Origin of the sequence: Rhodococcus globerulus, assembly GCF_019334125.1 — a bacterium.
GTDB lineage: Bacteria > Actinomycetota > Actinomycetes > Mycobacteriales > Mycobacteriaceae > Rhodococcus_F > Rhodococcus_F globerula.
On sequence record NZ_CP079698.1, the window covers coordinates 1052854 to 1070537 of the forward strand.

The window sequence follows — 17684 nt, forward strand, 5'->3', positions numbered from 1 at the left end:
TGGGAAGCGCCCGGGTTGGGTACCACCGCACCACCCGCGCTTTTCATCCATGGGCCGAAACTTGCGAGCGGAGACGACATGAAGAAAGCCATCGCGACAATCATGATCGCGGGCGCAGCGTCGATGATGTGCGCCTGCGGAAACGACGACGGTGACCAGAACCAGGGCAACGGTCACGCCACCGGTCAAGAAACCATGCGAATGCCCGCCGATACCGCTACGGGCGATATGAGCACTGTTGATCAGGGAAAACTGACTGCATTTGTTGTCGCATTTCGCACCCGCTACCCGGATCTTTCACAGGATCGAGACGATGAGGACATCAAAGAGATCGTCCTCGACACGTGCGACGACATCGCCGATGGTGCCTCGGAGCAACAAGTCAGCGACGAAATCCGCGATCAGGCCGAACACAACGGCGTTATCCCGACCCAAGCCCAGGTCGACGAGATCTACGACATGGTGACGCCGGCGTGCCCGTGAAAGCACTGTGCGCCTTTGTTAACCGCCCGCGGTTGACAAAGGCGCACAGCTAATACATCAGCGCAGCGAAATCCCCAACAGGGCGTCGACGGCATCGGCGAACTCGCCCGGTGCCTGTGCGTCGGATCCGCCACCTTCGAGTGCACGACGCGCCCAACCGTCGAGGGCGTCAAGAGCCTTCGGGGTGTCGAGGTCGTCGGCGAGATGCTGACGCAACCGTGCAACTGTGTCGGTGACGGACGCAGCGGAACTCAGGGCCGCGGCAGCACGCCACACCTTGAGACGATCCTGCGCATCCTCGAGGACCTGTTCGGTCCACGCCCGGTCCTGACGGTAATGGCCGGACAGCAGTCCAAGACGGATCGCTGCGGGGTCGACCCCTTCGCCACGAAGCTTCGAGACGAACACGAGGTTGCCGCGACTCTTCGACATCTTCTCGCCGTCCAGACCGATCATGCCGGTGTGAACGTAGTGACGCGCGAAACGACGGTCACCCGTGGCACATTCGGCGTGCGCTGCCGAGAACTCGTGGTGCGGGAAGATGAGGTCGCTGCCGCCGCCCTGGAGGTCGAAACCCGAGCCGATGCGGTTGAGTGCGATAGCCGCGCACTCGATGTGCCACCCGGGGCGGCCCGGTCCGAACGGTGACGGCCAGGACGGCTCACCCGGGCGCACAGCCCGCCACACCAGTGCGTCGAGCGGATTGCGCTTGCCGGCGCGATCCGGATCGCCGCCGCGCTCGGCGAAGAACTTCTCCATGGTCTCGCGGTCGTAGCCGGACTCGTAACCGAACTGTTCGGTGGCGTCGGCCCGGAAGTAGACGTCGGGGAACTCGGCGTCGTCGACGATGTAGGCCGCGCCGGATGCGACGAACTTCTCGACGAGTTCGACAACTTCGTTGATCGATTCGACAGCGCCGATGTAGTCCTTGGGAGGAAGCACGCGCAGCGCCTCCATGTCTTCCCGGAAGAGCGCCGTCTCGCGCATTCCGAGAACAACCCAGTCTTCACCGTCGCGGTTGGCGCGTTCGAAGAGCGGGTCGTCCACGTCGGTCACGTTCTGGACGTAGTGAACGTCGTGTCCGGCGTCGCGCCAGATACGGTTCACGAGGTCGAAGGTGAGGTACGTGGCGGCGTGCCCGAGGTGGGTCGCGTCGTACGGTGTGATGCCACAGACGTACATCGTGGCGGTCTCCCCGGGGGTGACTGGACGAACCTGACGGTCGGCCGTGTCGTACAGCCGCAACGGCGGCCCCTGACCGGGTACGGACGGGAGTGCGGTATCGGACCAAGACTGCATACTGGCGAGCCTAGTGGAGACTGGTCGAGGGCTCGGAAGGTGCTGGCTGATCCGGTGTCGGTTCCGGCGTGGACGCCAGCTTGCTCGGCCACCAGATCTTCTGCCCGATGTCGTACGTCAACGCCGGGACCAGCAGTGATCGGACAATCAACGCGTCGAGCAGCACACCGAACGCAACGATGAAGGCAATCTGCGCGAGGAACAACAGCGGAATCACAGCCAACGCCGAGAAGGTTGCTGCCAGAACAACTCCGGCTGAGGTGATGACGCCGCCGGTGACGGTCAGTCCCCGGAGCGCGCCTGCCCGTGTACCGATCTTCTGTGCCTCCTCCCGAACCCGGGTCATCAGGAAGATGTTGTAATCGATCCCGAGTGCGACGAGGAACACGAACGCGAACAACGGCACCACCGGATCTGCGCCGGGGAATCCGAAGACATGCTCGAATACGAGCGACGAAATACCCAGTGTCGCAGCAAAAGAGAGCACTACGGTGCCCATGAGCAGCAGCGGCGCAAGGAGTGATCGAAGCAACAGCGCGAGGATCGCGAAGACCACGAGCACTACCACCGGGATGATCAGCGTGCGGTCGCGCGTCGACGTGGTCTTGGTGTCGAGATCCGTAGCGGTGACACCACCGACCAAGGCGTTGGCCCCCTCGACGGAGTGGACTGAATCACGTAGTCGCACAATCGTGTTTTCGGCCTCGATCGAATCAGCGGCATCGGTCAGCGTCGCCTCGAGCGAGACACGGCCGTCGACGACAAGCGGCACTCCCCCGTTCTGAACAACAGTGACGTCACTGACGCCGTCGACTCGGCTTGCCGCGACAACGGCATCCATCTGGTCTGCATCAGCGATCACAATCGCCGGGGAACCTGATCCGGCGTCGAAATGCTCGCCGAGAATCTCCTGACCCGCAACCGAGTCGACCTCGAGCAGAAAGACGTCAGACGACGCCACTCCGCTGGCCTTGAACTGCGGCATCATCAGCGCGAAGATCACCAGCACCAGCGTCGACGCCACCCAGAAACGACGCGGATGCCGCCCGATGCGAGCGGCAAGTCCGGCCCAGAAACGGTGATCGTCTGCCTCGTCGTGGTGGGCGACGTCGGCGTCGAATTTCGGCTTGGTCGGCCAGTACGCGGTACGGCCGAACAATACGAGAATGGCAGGCAGGAACGTCATCGATGCGAGGAACGATGCGGCGATACCGATGGCCGCGACGGGTCCCAATCCGCGGTTCGAGTTCAGATCCGACAACAGCAGGCACAGAACGCCCGCGATCACGGTACCGGCTGACGCTGCGACGGGTTCCAGCGTGGCACGCCACGCCACCCGCATCGCCGAGTATTTGTCCTGCTCGATGCGCAGTTCCTCGCGATAGCGTGAGACCAGAAGCAGCGCATAGTCTGTCGCGGCGCCGAACACCAGGATGAACAAAATGCCCTGGCTCTGACCGTTCAACGCGATGACGTCGGCGTCGGCCAGCGCGTACACCAACAGACTCGACAAGCCGAGCGCAAAGACCGCCGAGAGAATAACCACGAACGGCAGGATGGGACTGCGATACACCACGATCAAGATCAGAATCACCACTGATCCGGCCACCAGCAACAAGAGACCGTCGATGCCCGCAAAAGCGGCGGACAAGTCGGCGACCTGACCGGCCGGACCGGTCACCAGGACGGTCATTCCCTCCGGCGCGGATTCGAGCGCGGCACGCAGTTCCTTCACCGAGGTCTTGACCTCGACTGTGCTGTCGATCGGGAGGAACAGCTGCAACGCCTGACCGTCCGCCGACGGAATCGCGGGCGAGCTCGCGTCACCGAATCCTTCGGTTCCGACAAACTCTGCGACCGTGTCCGTCAGGAAGGCACTGTCGCCGCCCTGCAGCCCACCCGAACGTTCTGCGACGATGATCGCCGGAACAAATCGTGTGTCGGTGAAACCTTCCTGGAGCTTGCCGACCTCGGTCGCTTCCGCCGATGCGGGCAGGAAGGACGTGTTGTCGTTCTGCTGCACTGTGCTCAGTTTTCCGGCAAACGGTCCACCGAAGCCGCCGATAGCCAACCAGCCGATTACCAGCAGAGCTGGCACAATCCATCTCAGGCGACGACGCGTACTCGTGGGTGTGCTCACGGTTTCTCCAGAGTTCGGTTTGGCTGATGCGTGATGGTCCCCTATTTTGTTCAGCAAGCTGAACAATTGCAAACGGAAGGCAGGAGCGTGACCGAGGATGGGCTCGAAAACTGGCCGACAGGCCGCTTGCTGTCGACTGCGGCGCGCCTCGTCGAACACTCGTGGGAGCAGGTCCTACGCAGCCAGGACATGACGCACGCCGGACTTATCGTCTTACATTCCATCGCCATGTCCCCCGCGTCGCAGCGAGACATCGCCAAGAAGGCTCGGGTAACCGACCAGACCATGAGTCGGACCGTCGATCGCCTCGAGCGTGCCGGCTACGTCACCCGGGATACCGATCCGCGCGACGAACGACGACGCCTCATAGCCATCACGGCGTCCGGGCAAGCGACCTATGAACGCCTACTCGAACTCGAAAAGGACGAAGCCGCTCTGGCCTTCGGCGCCGGAGATGTGTCGGCATTGCGCGAACAGCTACTACGGCTGGTTCGGTCACCGGAACTCAATCCCAAGTACAACGAAAACTAGTACAACGAAAACTAGAAAGCCGGCCACGGGATCGTTCGATGCCCGTTCGGCACAGGCATGACTGCTGACAACGTCAGCTCACGCGCCCGCTGCGCCAGCGCCGCAATTTCGTCGTCGGTAACCAGTTCCGACAGTTCATCACCGAAACTGCCGTCGACAGTTGCCGCAAATTCCGCGACATCCGCGATCAAGGGCCCGGGAACTTGTTGGCCTGCCCATCCCCACAGGACAGTGCGTAGTTTGTTGTCCGTGTGCATGCAGATTCCGTGATCCACGCCGTAGACGGAGCCGTCGATCCCTTCGAGTGCATGACCACCCTTGCGATCCGCGTTGTTGATGAGGACATCGAGCACTGCCATCCGCTGAAGCCGCGGATCATCGGCGTGAATGAGCGAAACCGGTTCCCCCGCAGAATCGAACGCCTGAAGAACCTCGAACCATCCTGACGGGACATTGTCCGGGCTGCAGAGATCGACGATGTCCGGCGTACCGAGCACGTCAGCGTGGCGGTCGACGGTGTCGATCCATTTCTGCACCATTCCTGGCCCAAAAGGTCCGTCGCGCAACACTGTTCGCGGGATGACACCCCACCCCAGCGCCTCCGACACCCGATACGACGCCACTTCGCGCCCCGCCAAGGTGCCGTCCGGGAAGTCCCACAACGGGCGCTCGCCGCGCACCGGCTTGTAGACGACCCGCATCGACTCGTCGCCGAGAACAGCGTCGCAGACCAAAGTTGCGTTGCTGGCAGTGGTGATCTGACCGATCACCGTCAGCTCACCTTCGAGCTGGACATCAGGGCCAGGCGAGCTCGACACCGCTCAGTCCTCGTCGGTGTCGGCGTCGTCGATCGCGAACCCGAACGAATCACCGCGGCGATATCCGTTGGTCCGGACACAGATATGTCCGTCCGGAGCGAGGGGTTCGCCGCACAGCGGACATGGCGCACGGCCGGCGGCAATCACTCGCTCGGATCGCAGTGAGAATTCGCGCGCCTGCTCCGGAGTCAAGAACACGCGGACCGCGTCGGGTCCGTCGTCCGAATCGTCGAGCACGACCGACTCGTCGAACTCGGTTTCGCTCACTGCAAGAAGTTCCACCACAACGGCGCCGGCATCTGCATCCCAGCCCAAACCCATCGTCCCGACCCGGAATTCGGCATCCAACGGAGTAACAAGCGGACTGAGGTCGGTGATATCACCGGCTTCCGGCGGAACCTCGGTGCCGAAACGGCGATGTACCTCTTCGAGGAGTAGACCCATCCGGTCTGCCAGTACCTGAACCTGCTGCTTTTCGAGCAGCACGCTCACTACTCGCGCCTCGTGCACGGCTTGGAGATAAAAAGACCTGTCACCGGGTTCTCCCACGGTCCCTGCGACAAATCGGTCAGGGGTGCGAAATACGTGAATCGCGCGCGACATTGCACCTCCTCGAATTCGAGCGGAACTTCCCTGGGTACCCATTATCCGTCACGATCACACTCCGACCTCGCCGCCAGGCACGGATTCCTGTTCGGGAGCGGAGCCATTGGTCGACGCCTTGGCCTGACCGATCGCCGCCAGCGCATCTCCGGTGTCGTTGACCCGCAGCACGAAGGGCGAGGTCGCGGAATATCGGATCACACTCATCGACGCCGGTTCGGCAACGATGCGCTGGAACGAATCGAGATGCATCGCGTACGCGTCCGCCAGTACGGATTTGATGACGTCGCCGTGTGTACAGGCAATCCACACGACGTCTTTGCCGTGCTCCTCGGCAAGCCTTCTGTCGTGTTCACGAATCGCGGCAACGGCCCGCGCTTGCACTTGCGCCAGCCCTTCACCATCGGGGAAGACGGCACCCGACGCGTGCCGCTGCACAACTTTCCACAGCGGTTCCTCGAGCAAATCCTTGAGGGGGCGGCCCGTCCACTGCCCGTAGTCCACCTCGACGAGGCGTTCCTCGACAACGGGAGTCAATCCACGGTCCGCAGCGATGGGACCCACCGTCTGCTCACATCGCAGCAGCGGAGACCGCACGATCTCGGCAATGTCGAGACCCACCAACCTGTCTACGACGGCCGCTGCCTGTTTCCGGCCGTGATCGTCGAGTTCGACGCCCGGCGTGCGACCGGCAAGTGTGTGGGCCGTGTTGGACGTCGACCGCCCGTGCCGCAGAAGGACAACTGTCATGCCATAACCCTAATGGGGCGGCGCAGAGCGCGGCGGGCGGTCGACGTCGAAACCGGCGTTATGTCGCGGACACAACCCCTGTGGCCAGCAACGCAAGGACGACTACGCCGAGAGCGATTCTGTAGCCGACAAACCAGTACATCGAGTGATTGACCACAAACTTGAGCAACCACGCGATGGCCGCATAGCCGACCGCAAACGCGATCACCGTCGCGACGAACAGCTGGGGGCCACTGGCGTTCAGTCCCTCACCCGCAGGTTCGAAGGCATCGGGAAGGCTGAACAGTCCCGACGCCAGCACCGCCGGGATCGCCAGCAGGAACGAATAGCGTGCGGCGGCCTCACGTGTCAGTCCGAGAAACAGACCGGCGCTGATGGTTCCACCAGAACGCGACACTCCGGGGATGAGGGCGAGCGCCTGCGCCGAACCCATGATGATGCCGTCACGCGCTGTGAGGGACTCGATGGGTCGGGACTTACGTCCGTAGTACTCGGCGGCGGCGATCACGAGCGCAAACACGATCAGCATTGTGGCGATCAGCCACAGATTTCGTGCGCCGGTACGGATTTGGTCCTTGAACAGGAACCCGAGAATACCGACGGGCAGCGTGCCGATGATGACGTACCAGCCCATCCGGTAGTCGAGGTCGCCGCGATGCTCGGCGTGGAACAACCCTCGGAACCACGCGGTGATGATCCTCACGATATCGCGCGCAAAATAGATCAGGACCGCGAGTTCGGTGCCGAGCTGAGTCACCGCGGTGAAGGACGCACCGGCATCACTTCCGAAGAAGATCTCCGAGACGATGCGCAGATGCCCCGACGACGAGACGGGAAGAAATTCGGTCAATCCCTGCACGAGCCCCAGGACCATGGCCTGTAGCCATGTCATCGCCTCACCCATCAGAGAACCGCCCGGACTGATGCGAACTGCACTGATTCGAATGGGATTACTACACAACAGTTTCGTGGGGCGAGTTCACTTTTCACTGGCGTCACGCTACCGGTGCACCGCCAGACGTGCCGCGCCCGGCACGCTGATGCCCGAATCCCCCGAGTTCGGTCGGGTGACCACTAGTCTGCACGTGGTGAGAACTCCCGGGTGCGACGTACGCTCCCGGGTCGGGCGTGAGATGGACGGCATTGATGAAACACAGATCAGTCGGAACGAGCGGACTTCGGGTGTCGCGACTTGGACTCGGCACGCTCACCTGGGGACGCGACACCGACGGGGACGAGGCCGCCGCACAACTTCTGGCATTTGCGGAAGCCGGCGGAACCCTGGTGGACAGCTCCCCCGCGTACGGTGACGGCGCGGCTCAACGACTCCTCTCCGAACTTCTCGACGACGTCGTCCCCCGCGACGAACTGATCGTCAGCTCGAGCGCGGGGATCCATCCCAACCCGATCGGCACGGATCGCGTCGACTGCTCGCGGCGAGGCCTGCTCCGCCAATTGGACGCCACACTGCGCGAACTCGGCACCGACTACCTCGACATGTGGCAAGTCGCGACTTGGGATCCGCTGACCCCGGTCGACGAGGTCGCTGCAACTCTCGACTACGCGGTCTCGAGCGGCAAAGTGCGCTATGTCGGCGTGCGCGGCTACCTCGGGTGGCAGTTGGCTACGGCCGTCGGCGCCTGTGGCACAACATCTCTCACCGCCACTCAGGCGGAGTACTCCCTTTTGGCGCGAGGCGTCGAAGAGGAATTGTTTGCTGCCGCATCACACCACGGCGTCGGAGTCTTTGCCGCTGTCCCCCTCGCCGGCGGTGTCCTCACCGGTAAATACCGCGGCGGGATTCCCGTCGATTCCCGCGGCGCCGACGACGCTCATTCCCACCACGTGCAGAGCTACCTCACGGATTCGTCGGTCCGGGTTGTCGACGCCGTCGTTACAGCCGCCGACGGTCTGGGTACCTCACCGTTGGCTGTTGCTCTCGCCTGGGCTCGCGATCGCCCCGGAGTTGCCAGCGCCGTCGTCGGTACTCGGGATCTCGCGCAATTGACGGGTGTACTGGTAGCCGAGGAGTTGGAGTTGCCTGCGGCGATCGCTGCTGCACTCGACGACGTGAGCGCGTAACTTGCGGTCTCACTCGACGAAATACCCGAATTACCCATTTAGCGAGGGCAGGCTAACCTAGTAGATAACACGTTCCTTAGCTAGAGGAGAACCTATGACCACGCTTGACGTAGACCACAGTCCCGCCGACGCGTCGGCCTTCTCCGAACGCATCAAGGCGGAGACCGATGCAGCGCACCGCGAAACCGAGCAGTCACGGTTTGTCGGCGCTCTCCTCGGCGGCGAACTGACCACCGCCGGATACGCGGCGCTACTGGGACAGACGTACCTGGTCTACACAAGCCTCGAAGAAGCCGGCCGTGCACACGCGGACAACGCGCTGGTCAACCCGTTCCTCTCCGACGATCTTCTCCGCGTCGCGGCGCTCGAAGCCGATCTCGAGTTCCTGAGCGGACCGAACTGGCGTGAGAGCCTGGAGGCCCTGCCGGCAACGCAGCGTTACGTGGCGCGTTTGCAGGAAGTTGCCTTCGACTCGCCGGCCGACTTCGTCGCGCACCACTACCTCCGGTACATGGGCGACCTGTCCGGCGGCCAGATCATCCGCCGCATGCTCGAGCGTGCGTACGGTTTCGAGACCGACGGCCTGCGTTTCTACATCTTCGACGGCATCCCCAAGCCCAAGCCGTTCAAGGACACGTACCGCGCAAATCTCGACGCGCTCTCGATTTCTCCCGAAGACCAGCAGAAGTTCATCGACGAGGTCAACCTGGCCTACCGCCTCAACGGTGATCTGTTTGCCGACCTCGAGGGCAACATCGAGAGCTACCTCGTCAAATGAGCAAGCGGTGGGCCGCTGCCGCACTGGTTGCGGTTGCCGGTTTCGGATTGGTCGCATGTGGGTCGGCGGAAAACGACGGGGACGGCTCGACGCAGGCCCGCACGGCGGTACTCGAGGATTCCAGCCCCACACCGGTAAGTGAAAATCCGGTCGCCGCGTTGCCCACCACAGTCACCGGCTTCGACGGCGTCCCCGTCACGATCACGGACAACAGTCGAATCATCGCTGCCGACAGGTACGGAACCTTTGCCGCAACCACGGTCGCACTCGGACTCGGGGACAACCTGGTCGGGCGTGACACGTCCGCCAAGTTCCCGGCTGTCGAAGACGTACCGGTAGTGACCGTAGGTGGTTCGTCGCTCAGCGCCGAAGCGATCCTCGATCTCAACCCGACCGTCGTTCTCACCGATACCAGCATCGGCCCACAGAGTGTGCAGGACCAACTGCGGGCAGCCGGGATTCCGGTCGTCTTCTTCGATCCCACCCGCACCCTCGAAGGTGTCCCGGCACAAATCCAGGCAGTCGCCGACGCCCTCGGTGTACCGGAACAGGGCAAGGCCTTGGTCAACCGGACCGAAGGCGAAATCGCCGCTGCGCGCGACCTGGTCCCCGATGACAGAGATCCCCTGAAGATCGCGTTCCTCTACCTCCGCGGATCGGCGATCACCATGATCGGCGGTGACGGATCCGGAGCCGATTCACTCATCGAAGCACTCGGCGCCGTCGACGCCGGAACAGCGTCGGGCATCACGCAGAAATTTGCTCCCATCACCAGCGAAGCACTCATCGCGGCAGCGCCCGACGCGTTCTTGATGATGACCGACGGTCTCGCGTCCATCGGCGGGATCGACGGTCTCGAGAAGATCCCGGGCATCGCCCAGACCCCGGCCGGAAAGAACCAGCGGGTCGTCGACATGGAAGACGGCGTGCTGCTCAGCTTCGGCCCCAACACCGGGCGAGTGATGCAATCGCTCGCCGAAGCAATCTACGGACCCGCTGATTCGTGAGTACAGAAACAGATAAAGCAGTCGAGAAATCGGCACCACGACCGACATCGCGCTCACGGGTGAGCGGGGTGTTGATCGGGCTCACAGTCGCTTTGGTTATCGTCGCCGTGCTCTCCGCGTGTATCGGTCAGGTGCCGACCTCGCCGCTCGAGGTACTCGGCAGCATCATGCACCGCATCGGTCTGGACATCGGCCCGATGCCCGCCCACCCCAGCGGTGAAGTCACGCTCTGGGAAGTGCGCTTCCCTCGCGTCGTTCTGGCTATTTGCGTCGGCGCAGCTCTCGGATGTTCCGGCGCCCTGCTTCAAGGCGTCTTTGCCAATCCATTGGCCGAGCCGGGTGTGATCGGCGTGTCCTCCGGCGCAGCGGTAGGCGCCAGCGCGGTCATCGTGGTCGGCGGCAATTTCGTCGCAGGCTGGGCCATTGCAGCCGCAGCGTTTGTCTGCGGACTCCTGACCACGGCAATCGTCTACCTGTTCGCGCGCCACGAAGGCCGGACCGAAGTGGTCACCCTGGTCCTGACCGGTGTGGCGGTCAACGCGTTTGCCGGCGGACTCATCGCCTTCTTCACCTTCATCGCCAGCCCGTCGGCACGCGATCAGATCGTGTTCTGGCAACTAGGCAGCCTCAACGGCGCCACGTGGAATTCGGTCTTGGTGGTCGCACCGATGACCGTTGTCGGAATCGCCGCGACTATGGCGATCGCATCGCGTCTCGATCTCCTCGCCCTCGGCGAACATGCCGCCAGGCACCTGGGCGTCAACGTCGAACGGCTGCGGCAGCTGGCGGTCTTGATCGTCGCCCTACTGGTGTCGGCGAGCGTTGCCTTCACCGGCATCATCCTGTTTGTCGGACTGGTTGTCCCCCACCTCATGCGCATCGTCGTCGGTCCAGGTCACCGCGCGCTCATCCCGGCAAGCGCACTGACCGGCGCGTTGGTTCTCCTACTTGCCGACCTCGGATCCCGGTCCCTGATCGACAACGCCGACCTTCCGCTCGGTATGCTCACGGCACTGGTCGGCGGACCCTTCTTCTTCTGGCTCCTCCGACGCACCCGTTCACAGCAAGGTGGGTGGGCATGAGCAGCATCGCCCGGAACTGGCGCGAACTGTTCGGACGAACGTCACCCGAACCGTCGAGTCCGCAGAGCGGTGACATCACGCTGCAAGCGCGGGACATCACCGTCGAGCGCGGTGGCAGGAACATCCTCGAAGGCGTCAGCGTCGACGTTCGCGCCGGCGAGGTAGTTGTTCTCGTGGGCCCGAACGGCGCAGGCAAGTCGACGCTCCTCGCGGCACTGTCGGGCGATCAGCCCGTCGTCGCCGGCCGCGTCGACGTCGATGGAACCGACCTGAATCACTGGACACCCTTGGACATGGCCAGGCGACGCGCCGTACTCCCCCAGAAACACACCATCGGCTTCTCGTTCACCGCTGCGCAGGTTGTCACGATGGGCAGGGCGCCGTGGGCCGGCACCGCCCGCGAGGAACGCGACGGCGACGCCATCGCGGCGGCAATGAAAACCTGTGACGTCGAAGCGTTTGCCCATCGGCCGTTTGCGGCGCTGTCCGGCGGCGAACAGGCGAGGGTTGCACTCGCCCGCGTTCTGGCGCAGGAAACGTCGACGGTTCTGCTCGACGAGCCCACGGCCGCACTTGATCTCGGGCATCAGGAAGCCGTCATGTCCGTTGCACGCAGCCGCGCGGCCGACGGTGACGCCGTCGTTGTCGTTCTCCACGATCTGGCGTTGGCCGCCGCCTACGCGGACCGGATAGTCGTCCTCGAGAACGGCCGCATTGCCGCCGACGGTCCACCTGCATCGGTTCTACGTGAGGATCTGCTCACCCGCGTCTACGGCTATCCCGTGGAGGTGTTCGCCCACCCACGGAGCGGCGCGACGCTGGTGATCCCGCGGCGCGATTCCCGCAGCACGCAGCATCAGTAAGCCGGCGTCAACGAACGGAATCGATGATCGAACCGAGCCGATCGAGCACTCCGCGCAACGTGGTCACACCGGAACCACGAGTCGGAGAATGTGACGAATCCGACTCAGCGGAATGTACTGCGTCTCGCACCACAGCAGAAATGCTGCGTTCATCGGTCAGATCGATATCGGTCACCGAACGATTGGCCGTGGCAATCACGTCGTCAGAACTCGGCACGGTGCGCTCGCAATAATCGCGATACACCTCGACGTACAGCACACTCTTGCGGACACGAAACGCGAAAGTTCGCCCCTCCGACCTGCCGAAACCGTGGGCATAGGGTCCTACCGAAATATCTTCGATCTCGAAATCGCCGAAAGATCCGCCAGGTCGTTCCGCAGCGGATTCGGTGGGTTCGACAGGAATCACAGTGATCTCCTCGAGGATTACCGCGTGGGCGGAAATCCGTATTTGTACGGTATCGCGTGCGAACAGCAGACGGAATGACCGTTGCACTTCGATGCAATGAAAACCGATTCGCAGCGATCAGGGATGATCGAGTGCAGGCGCGTTCCGCTGAAACACCGTCTCGAGTAGAAAACGAGGATTCAACACCATGACTCGCATTGGGCTCCGCACCACCACAGCAGCGATGGGGGCGGCGTTGATGCTGGTGACAGGATGTTCTTCCGAAAGCGACGGCACCAAGCTCCAGACAATTGATCCGGCCACCGCCGTCGTATCGCCTGCCACGACAAGTTCTCTGGACGGCGTCGTTCATCCGTATTCGGGTCGGATCGATTCCATCACATTTGATCCGGTTACGCGCAACGTACTTCTCGTATCGCAGGATCCGCCCGCCGTTCGGATCGTCGCGGCCGACGAGGTCGAGTCCGCAGGCCCGGCTGCGGCCGGTCGCGACATCAGCATCGACGGCAACATCCGAGACGTGTCGATCGCGTCCGACGGAAACGCACTGCTGTCCATGGACAACCAGGTTGTGAAGCTGAATCTGACGTCCGGCGAACAGACGTCCTTCGCCTCCCCCGACCCGGCCAACTCCGCTGTCGAGTTGCCCGACGGCCGCATCGCGATCGGAACCGAGCGAGGCACAGTTCACGTTGTCGATCCGAGTTCTGATAAGTCACAAACTATTTCAGGCCTTGCATCGGTCGACGAACTTGCCGTCACCGGCGACAACCTGAGCGCCCTCGATCATCGTCAGACCTCACTGACGGACATCAACCTCGACGAAGACCGACTCGGCGCAGCCCTGCGCGCCGGAGAAGGTGCGACGCACCTCGTGACCGACCATTTCGGTCGCATTCTCGTCACCGACACCACCGGCGACGAACTGCTGGTCTTCACCGCCGATTCTCTCATCCTGCGCCAGCGATTCCCGGTCGGCGATTCGCCGTACGCAGTGGCATACGACGAGACCGCCGATCGTGTGTGGGTGACCTTGACCGGGACCAACGAAGTTGTCGGACTCGACCTCTCGTCGGGCATCCCGGTCGAAACGAACCGATTCAACACCGTTCGTCAGCCCAACTCTCTCGCGGTCGATTCGAGCACCGGAACCCTCGTCGTCGGTTCCGCAACCGGGGACGGCGTGCAGGTCATCCCCGCTCGGAACGGCTGACGATGCAGCGGCACAACGGTGGATCGCCACATCTGCGACGCACTCCGTCACCACAGTGGGACATGTCCGACGATGTGTTCGACTATCTGCCGCTGCAACTACCGCCCCACGTCTCACGAGTGACGGCATCTATGCGCCTGGCAATTTCTGCGGAGTTCGGCGGTTGGGAACTCTCGCAGGTGCGGCTCTACCCCGACGGCAGTCGCCGGGTACTCCTGCGGCGCAAGAAGACACCATTGCACGTGGACAACCCGGACGGCATTGCTCACTGAGCCGCCCGTTTCATCGAAGATCTCACCAGACAAGCAGGAGAATCGTGTACCAACTGCTCTTGAGCCTGATGTTTCGGCTACCCCCGGAGCGCATCCACCACCTGGCCTTCACCGCGATGAAACTGGTGACTCGGTTTGCACCGATCCGGTGGCTCGTGGCGAAGGTTCTTGTTCTCGACGATCCGGTACTACGTAGTCAGGCATTCGGACTGACATTTCCCGCCCCACTCGGTTTGGCCGCGGGCTTCGACAAGGATGCAACCGGCGTCGACGCCTGGGGTCCGCTCGGTTTCGGATTCGCTGAAATCGGCACCGTCACCGCGCAGGCTCAGCCCGGCAATCCGCAGCCACGACTGTTCCGACTGCCTGCCGACCGTGCACTGATCAACCGGATGGGATTCAACAATCACGGCGCCGGACATGCCGCGAACTTCCTCCGTCAGCGCCGAGTCACCGTGCCGATCGGCGCGAACATCGGCAAGACCAAGATCGTCGACGCCGCGGACGCGCCCGCCGATTACACCGCCAGCGCCCAATTGCTCGGGCCGCTCGCCGATTTCATGGTCGTCAATGTCAGCTCCCCGAACACCCCCGGGTTGCGTGACCTGCAAGCCGTCGAGTCGCTGCGCCCGCTCCTGCAGGCCGTGCTCGATACGGTCCATATCCCGGTGCTGGTGAAGATTGCGCCTGATCTGTCCGACGAGGACGTCGACGCCGTCGCAGACCTGGCTATCGAACTCGGGTTGGCCGGCATCGTGGCCACGAACACCACAATTCGCCGTGACGGTTTGAAAACCCCGGACGCGGAGGTAGCCGCGATCGGCGCCGGTGGACTCTCGGGCGCTCCCGTCGCGGACCGTTCACTCGAGGTACTTCGCCGGCTGTACGCGCGGGTTGGCGACAAGCTCACCATCATCTCTGTCGGCGGTATCGAAACAGCTGACCAGGCGTGGGAGCGGATTCTTGCGGGTGCAACCCTGGTGCAGGGCTACACCGGCTTCATCTACGGCGGCCCGTTCTGGGCGCGCAGCATTCACAAGGGAATCGCGAAGCGTGTTCGCGCGGCTGGTTTCTCGTCGATCAGCCAGGCCGTCGGGGCGGAAAACCCCCGCTGAACGCTGTGCGCCTTTGTTAACCGCGGGCGGTTAACAAAGGCGCACAGTGCGTTATGCGACCTCGAACGTCCCGGTCAGCGTTGCACGCGCAATTGCGTGTTGGAACACGTTGAACCCGAGGAATGCCGGCGAGGAATCAGCCGTGACTCCGTCGAGCTTGTCCACGTCGAGCGCGTGTACCGCGACGATGTAGCGATGCGGGCCGTGCCCGGGAGGCGGGCCTGCACCGATGAAACCGAATCCGCCGCCGTCGTGGCGCAGAGTCACGGTTCCCGCGGGAAGGTCAGTGTTGTCCGCACTGCCGATACCGGCAGGCAGTTCGGTGACCGAAGCGGGAATGTTCGCTACGGCCCAATGCCAGAATCCCGACGCCGTCGGAGCATCCGGATCGAACACGGTGACCACAAAGCTCTTCGTCTCAGCGGGGAAACCCGACCAGGAGAGCTGCGGCGAGATGTCCTGCCCACCGGGGACGCCGAAAGCGCCACTCGCCTGCGCAAGTTTCAGCGGCTCACCGGCCGTGATGTCTTCACTGGTCAGCTCGAAGCTCGGGAGCTTCGGCAATGGTTCGTACGGATCGTAAGCCATGCGAATCCTCTCTGTTTCTTGTACTCGGTGACTGTCCACGCGTTCAGGAATTGCGGAGAAAATGTTCCAGCACGCGTGTTCCGAACAGTAGTGCGTCCACCGGCACCCGCTCGTCGACGCCGTGGAACAGCGCGGTGAAATCGAGTTCCGGCGGCAACTGCAGCGGCGCAAACCCGAAGCACCGAATCCCGAGCTTCGCGAAGGCCTTTGCGTCGGTGCCCGCGGAGAGCATGTACGGCACAGTGCGCGCGCCTGCGTCATGGGCCAGGATTGCGTCGTTCATCGCGTCGACAAGATGACCGTCGAACGTTGTCTCGTACGAGTCGAGTTTCGTGATCCACTCTCGGGTGACGTCGGGTCCGATCAGGGCGTCGACGGTGCGCTCGAACTCGGCTTGACGGCCGGGAAGCACACGGCAGTCGAAGACAGCCTCGGCTGTCTGAGGAATGACATTCGCCTTGTAACCGGCTTTGAGCATGGTCGGATTGGCGGTGTCGCGGAACGTTGCACCGATGATGTTGGAGATGCTCCCCAGCTTCGCGAGTGTCCCGTCGATGTCCGGTGACGTCGGGTCGAAGTCGAGCCCTGTTTCCTCGCCGACCGCGGTCAGGAACTCCGCGACCGAATCGGAGATCACGATCGGGAATTCATGCGCGCTCAGGCGGGCCACCGCACCGGCCAACGTTGCCACTGCGTTGTCGTCGTGCAGGAAGGAGCCGTGTCCGGCTCGGCCTTTTGCGGTGAGCCGCATCCAGCCAAGTCCCTTTTCCGCGGTCTCCACGACATACAGCCGACGGTCGGTTCCGTCCGGACGCGGAACGGTCAGCGAGAATCCGCCCACTTCACCGACTGCTTCGGTGACGCCCTCGAACAGATCCGGACGGTGCTCCACAAGCCACTGGCAGCCGTACTTGCCGCCTGCCTCTTCATCGGCGACGAAGGCAAACACAAGATCACGCGGCGGCACTGTTCCCTCTGCCTTGAACTGCCGCGCCAGGGCCAGGATCATCCCGACCATGTCCTTCATGTCGACGGCGCCACGTCCCCAGATGTAACCGTCCTGCACGGTGCCGGAGAAGGGGTGAACACTCCAGTCGGCGGGCTCGGCCGGGACGACGTCCAAGTGCCCGTGCAGCATGAGAGCCCCACGGCCGGACTCGGCGCCTTTCAACCGGGCAAACACATTGCCGCGTCCGGGCGCGCCGGATTCGACGTACTCGGTCTCGTATCCCACTTCCTGAAGTTGGGCGGCGACCCATTCCGCGCACGCCCGTTCACCCTTGGTTGTTTCGAGTTCTCCCGTATTGGATGTGTCGAACCGGATCAGTGAGCTGACAAGTTCGACAACTTCGCTTTCAGCGCGAGAAGGACCTGAGTTATTCGGCGATAAGGACATGTCACTTTCCTACCACCGAAACACCCGCCGCGGCGGCATGGACGTGGTCCGACCTGGCGATTTGGGCAACCTCACCGAATCGGATACTCTTTCCCAGCACCGAGAAATCGGGGCCGAGTCCGAGTGGCGGAATGGCAGACGCGCTAGCTTGAGGTGCTAGTGTCCTATTAACGGACGTGGGGGTTCAAGTCCCCCCTCGGACACTCGAATAAACAACCAATGACTCCAGCTGATGAAGCTGGGGTCATTTTTTGT

The 17684-nt window shown here is 62.9% G+C and carries 19 protein-coding genes and 1 tRNA gene; 11 read left to right on the forward strand and 9 right to left on the reverse strand.

What is annotated here, in order from left to right; genetic code table 11:
* The first annotated feature begins 78 nt into the window (after nt 1–78).
* Nucleotides 79–483, forward strand: a complete 405-nt coding sequence (locus KYT97_RS04670; RefSeq protein WP_219111843.1) for a hypothetical protein — start codon at nt 79–81, stop codon at nt 481–483.
* Between the two features lie 57 nt (nt 484–540).
* On the opposite strand, the gene mshC is transcribed toward KYT97_RS04670, so the two are convergent.
* Together mshC and KYT97_RS04680 are read right to left on the reverse strand one after the other, a co-directional pair.
* On the reverse strand, nt 541–1782 hold the full coding sequence (mshC, locus tag KYT97_RS04675) for a cysteine--1-D-myo-inosityl 2-amino-2-deoxy-alpha-D-glucopyranoside ligase (protein ID WP_219111844.1): 1242 nt from the start codon (nt 1780–1782) through the stop codon (nt 541–543).
* 10 nt (nt 1783–1792) lie between these two features.
* Nucleotides 1793–3922, reverse strand: coding sequence for an MMPL family transporter (locus KYT97_RS04680; RefSeq protein ID WP_219111845.1), 2130 nt, complete (start codon nt 3920–3922; stop codon nt 1793–1795).
* 87 nt (nt 3923–4009) lie between these two features.
* On the opposite strand from KYT97_RS04680, the gene KYT97_RS04685 reads away from it, so the two are divergent.
* Nucleotides 4010–4453 (forward strand): MarR family winged helix-turn-helix transcriptional regulator, encoded by a 444-nt coding sequence (locus tag KYT97_RS04685; protein WP_033231932.1) that lies wholly within the window; start codon nt 4010–4012, stop codon nt 4451–4453.
* 11 nt (nt 4454–4464) lie between these two features.
* On the opposite strand, the gene KYT97_RS04690 is transcribed toward KYT97_RS04685, so the two are convergent.
* The 4 genes from KYT97_RS04690 to KYT97_RS04705 are packed head-to-tail and all read right to left on the reverse strand — an operon-like array spanning nt 4465 to nt 7528.
* Entirely contained in the window at nt 4465–5271 is an 807-nt protein-coding gene (locus KYT97_RS04690; protein ID WP_033231931.1) for an SCO1664 family protein, read from the reverse strand.
* Between the two features lie 3 nt (nt 5272–5274).
* Nucleotides 5275–5874, reverse strand: a complete 600-nt coding sequence (locus KYT97_RS04695) for a DUF3090 domain-containing protein (protein WP_033231930.1) — start codon at nt 5872–5874, stop codon at nt 5275–5277.
* Between the two features lie 54 nt (nt 5875–5928).
* Entirely contained in the window at nt 5929–6624 is a 696-nt protein-coding gene (locus KYT97_RS04700; RefSeq protein WP_033231929.1) for a histidine phosphatase family protein, read from the reverse strand.
* A gap of 58 nt (nt 6625–6682) precedes the next feature.
* The gene (locus KYT97_RS04705) at nt 6683–7528 is read right to left on the reverse strand and encodes an undecaprenyl-diphosphate phosphatase (RefSeq protein ID WP_080711626.1); all 846 of its coding nucleotides are present in this window, start codon (nt 7526–7528) and stop codon (nt 6683–6685) included.
* Nucleotides 7529–7770: 242 nt separating this feature from the next.
* Here KYT97_RS04705 and KYT97_RS04710 point away from each other — a divergent pair, with 242 nt between their 5' ends.
* The 5 genes from KYT97_RS04710 to KYT97_RS04730 all read left to right on the forward strand — a co-directional run bounded on the left by KYT97_RS04710 (nt 7771) and on the right by KYT97_RS04730 (nt 12436).
* Complete coding sequence (locus KYT97_RS04710) at nt 7771–8706, forward strand: aldo/keto reductase (RefSeq protein ID WP_033231928.1); 936 nt, start codon at nt 7771–7773, stop codon at nt 8704–8706.
* Between the two features lie 94 nt (nt 8707–8800).
* A complete protein-coding gene (locus KYT97_RS04715; protein ID WP_033231927.1) occupies nt 8801–9484 on the forward strand; it encodes a biliverdin-producing heme oxygenase in 684 nt (227 codons plus the stop codon).
* Nucleotides 9481–10491 (forward strand): heme/hemin ABC transporter substrate-binding protein, encoded by a 1011-nt coding sequence (locus KYT97_RS04720; RefSeq protein WP_116103398.1) that lies wholly within the window; start codon nt 9481–9483, stop codon nt 10489–10491. The genes KYT97_RS04715 and KYT97_RS04720 overlap by 4 nt, the downstream gene beginning before the upstream one ends.
* A complete protein-coding gene (locus KYT97_RS04725) occupies nt 10488–11573 on the forward strand; it encodes a FecCD family ABC transporter permease (RefSeq protein ID WP_033231925.1) in 1086 nt (361 codons plus the stop codon). The genes KYT97_RS04720 and KYT97_RS04725 overlap by 4 nt, the downstream gene beginning before the upstream one ends.
* On the forward strand, nt 11570–12436 hold the full coding sequence (locus tag KYT97_RS04730) for a heme ABC transporter ATP-binding protein (protein ID WP_219111846.1): 867 nt from the start codon (nt 11570–11572) through the stop codon (nt 12434–12436). Before KYT97_RS04725 ends, KYT97_RS04730 begins: the two co-directional genes overlap by 4 nt.
* A 7-nt stretch (nt 12437–12443) precedes the next feature.
* Here the strand turns inward: KYT97_RS04730 and KYT97_RS04735 are convergent, their stop codons facing one another.
* Nucleotides 12444–12845, reverse strand: coding sequence for a hypothetical protein (locus KYT97_RS04735; protein ID WP_045068164.1), 402 nt, complete (start codon nt 12843–12845; stop codon nt 12444–12446).
* A gap of 187 nt (nt 12846–13032) precedes the next feature.
* On the opposite strand from KYT97_RS04735, the gene KYT97_RS04740 reads away from it, so the two are divergent.
* The 3 genes from KYT97_RS04740 to KYT97_RS04750 are packed head-to-tail and all read left to right on the forward strand — an operon-like array spanning nt 13033 to nt 15445.
* Nucleotides 13033–14058: an NHL repeat-containing protein gene (locus KYT97_RS04740; RefSeq protein WP_219111847.1), complete on the forward strand. Its 1026-nt coding sequence runs from the start codon at nt 13033–13035 to the stop codon at nt 14056–14058.
* 2 nt (nt 14059–14060) lie between these two features.
* Nucleotides 14061–14330, forward strand: a complete 270-nt coding sequence (locus KYT97_RS04745; RefSeq protein WP_033231923.1) for a DUF5703 family protein — start codon at nt 14061–14063, stop codon at nt 14328–14330.
* Nucleotides 14331–14374: 44 nt separating this feature from the next.
* The gene (locus KYT97_RS04750) at nt 14375–15445 is read left to right on the forward strand and encodes a quinone-dependent dihydroorotate dehydrogenase (protein ID WP_033231922.1); all 1071 of its coding nucleotides are present in this window, start codon (nt 14375–14377) and stop codon (nt 15443–15445) included.
* A 51-nt stretch (nt 15446–15496) separates the two neighbouring features.
* Here the strand turns inward: KYT97_RS04750 and KYT97_RS04755 are convergent, their stop codons facing one another.
* A complete protein-coding gene (locus KYT97_RS04755) occupies nt 15497–16033 on the reverse strand; it encodes a YbhB/YbcL family Raf kinase inhibitor-like protein (protein WP_219111848.1) in 537 nt (178 codons plus the stop codon).
* A 43-nt stretch (nt 16034–16076) separates the two neighbouring features.
* A complete protein-coding gene (locus KYT97_RS04760) occupies nt 16077–17429 on the reverse strand; it encodes a M20/M25/M40 family metallo-hydrolase (protein WP_219111849.1) in 1353 nt (450 codons plus the stop codon).
* A 117-nt stretch (nt 17430–17546) separates the two neighbouring features.
* Between KYT97_RS04760 and KYT97_RS04765 the strand changes: the two genes are divergently transcribed.
* Nucleotides 17547–17632 (forward strand) — tRNA-Leu (locus KYT97_RS04765).
* Nucleotides 17633–17684: the final 52 nt, after the last annotated feature.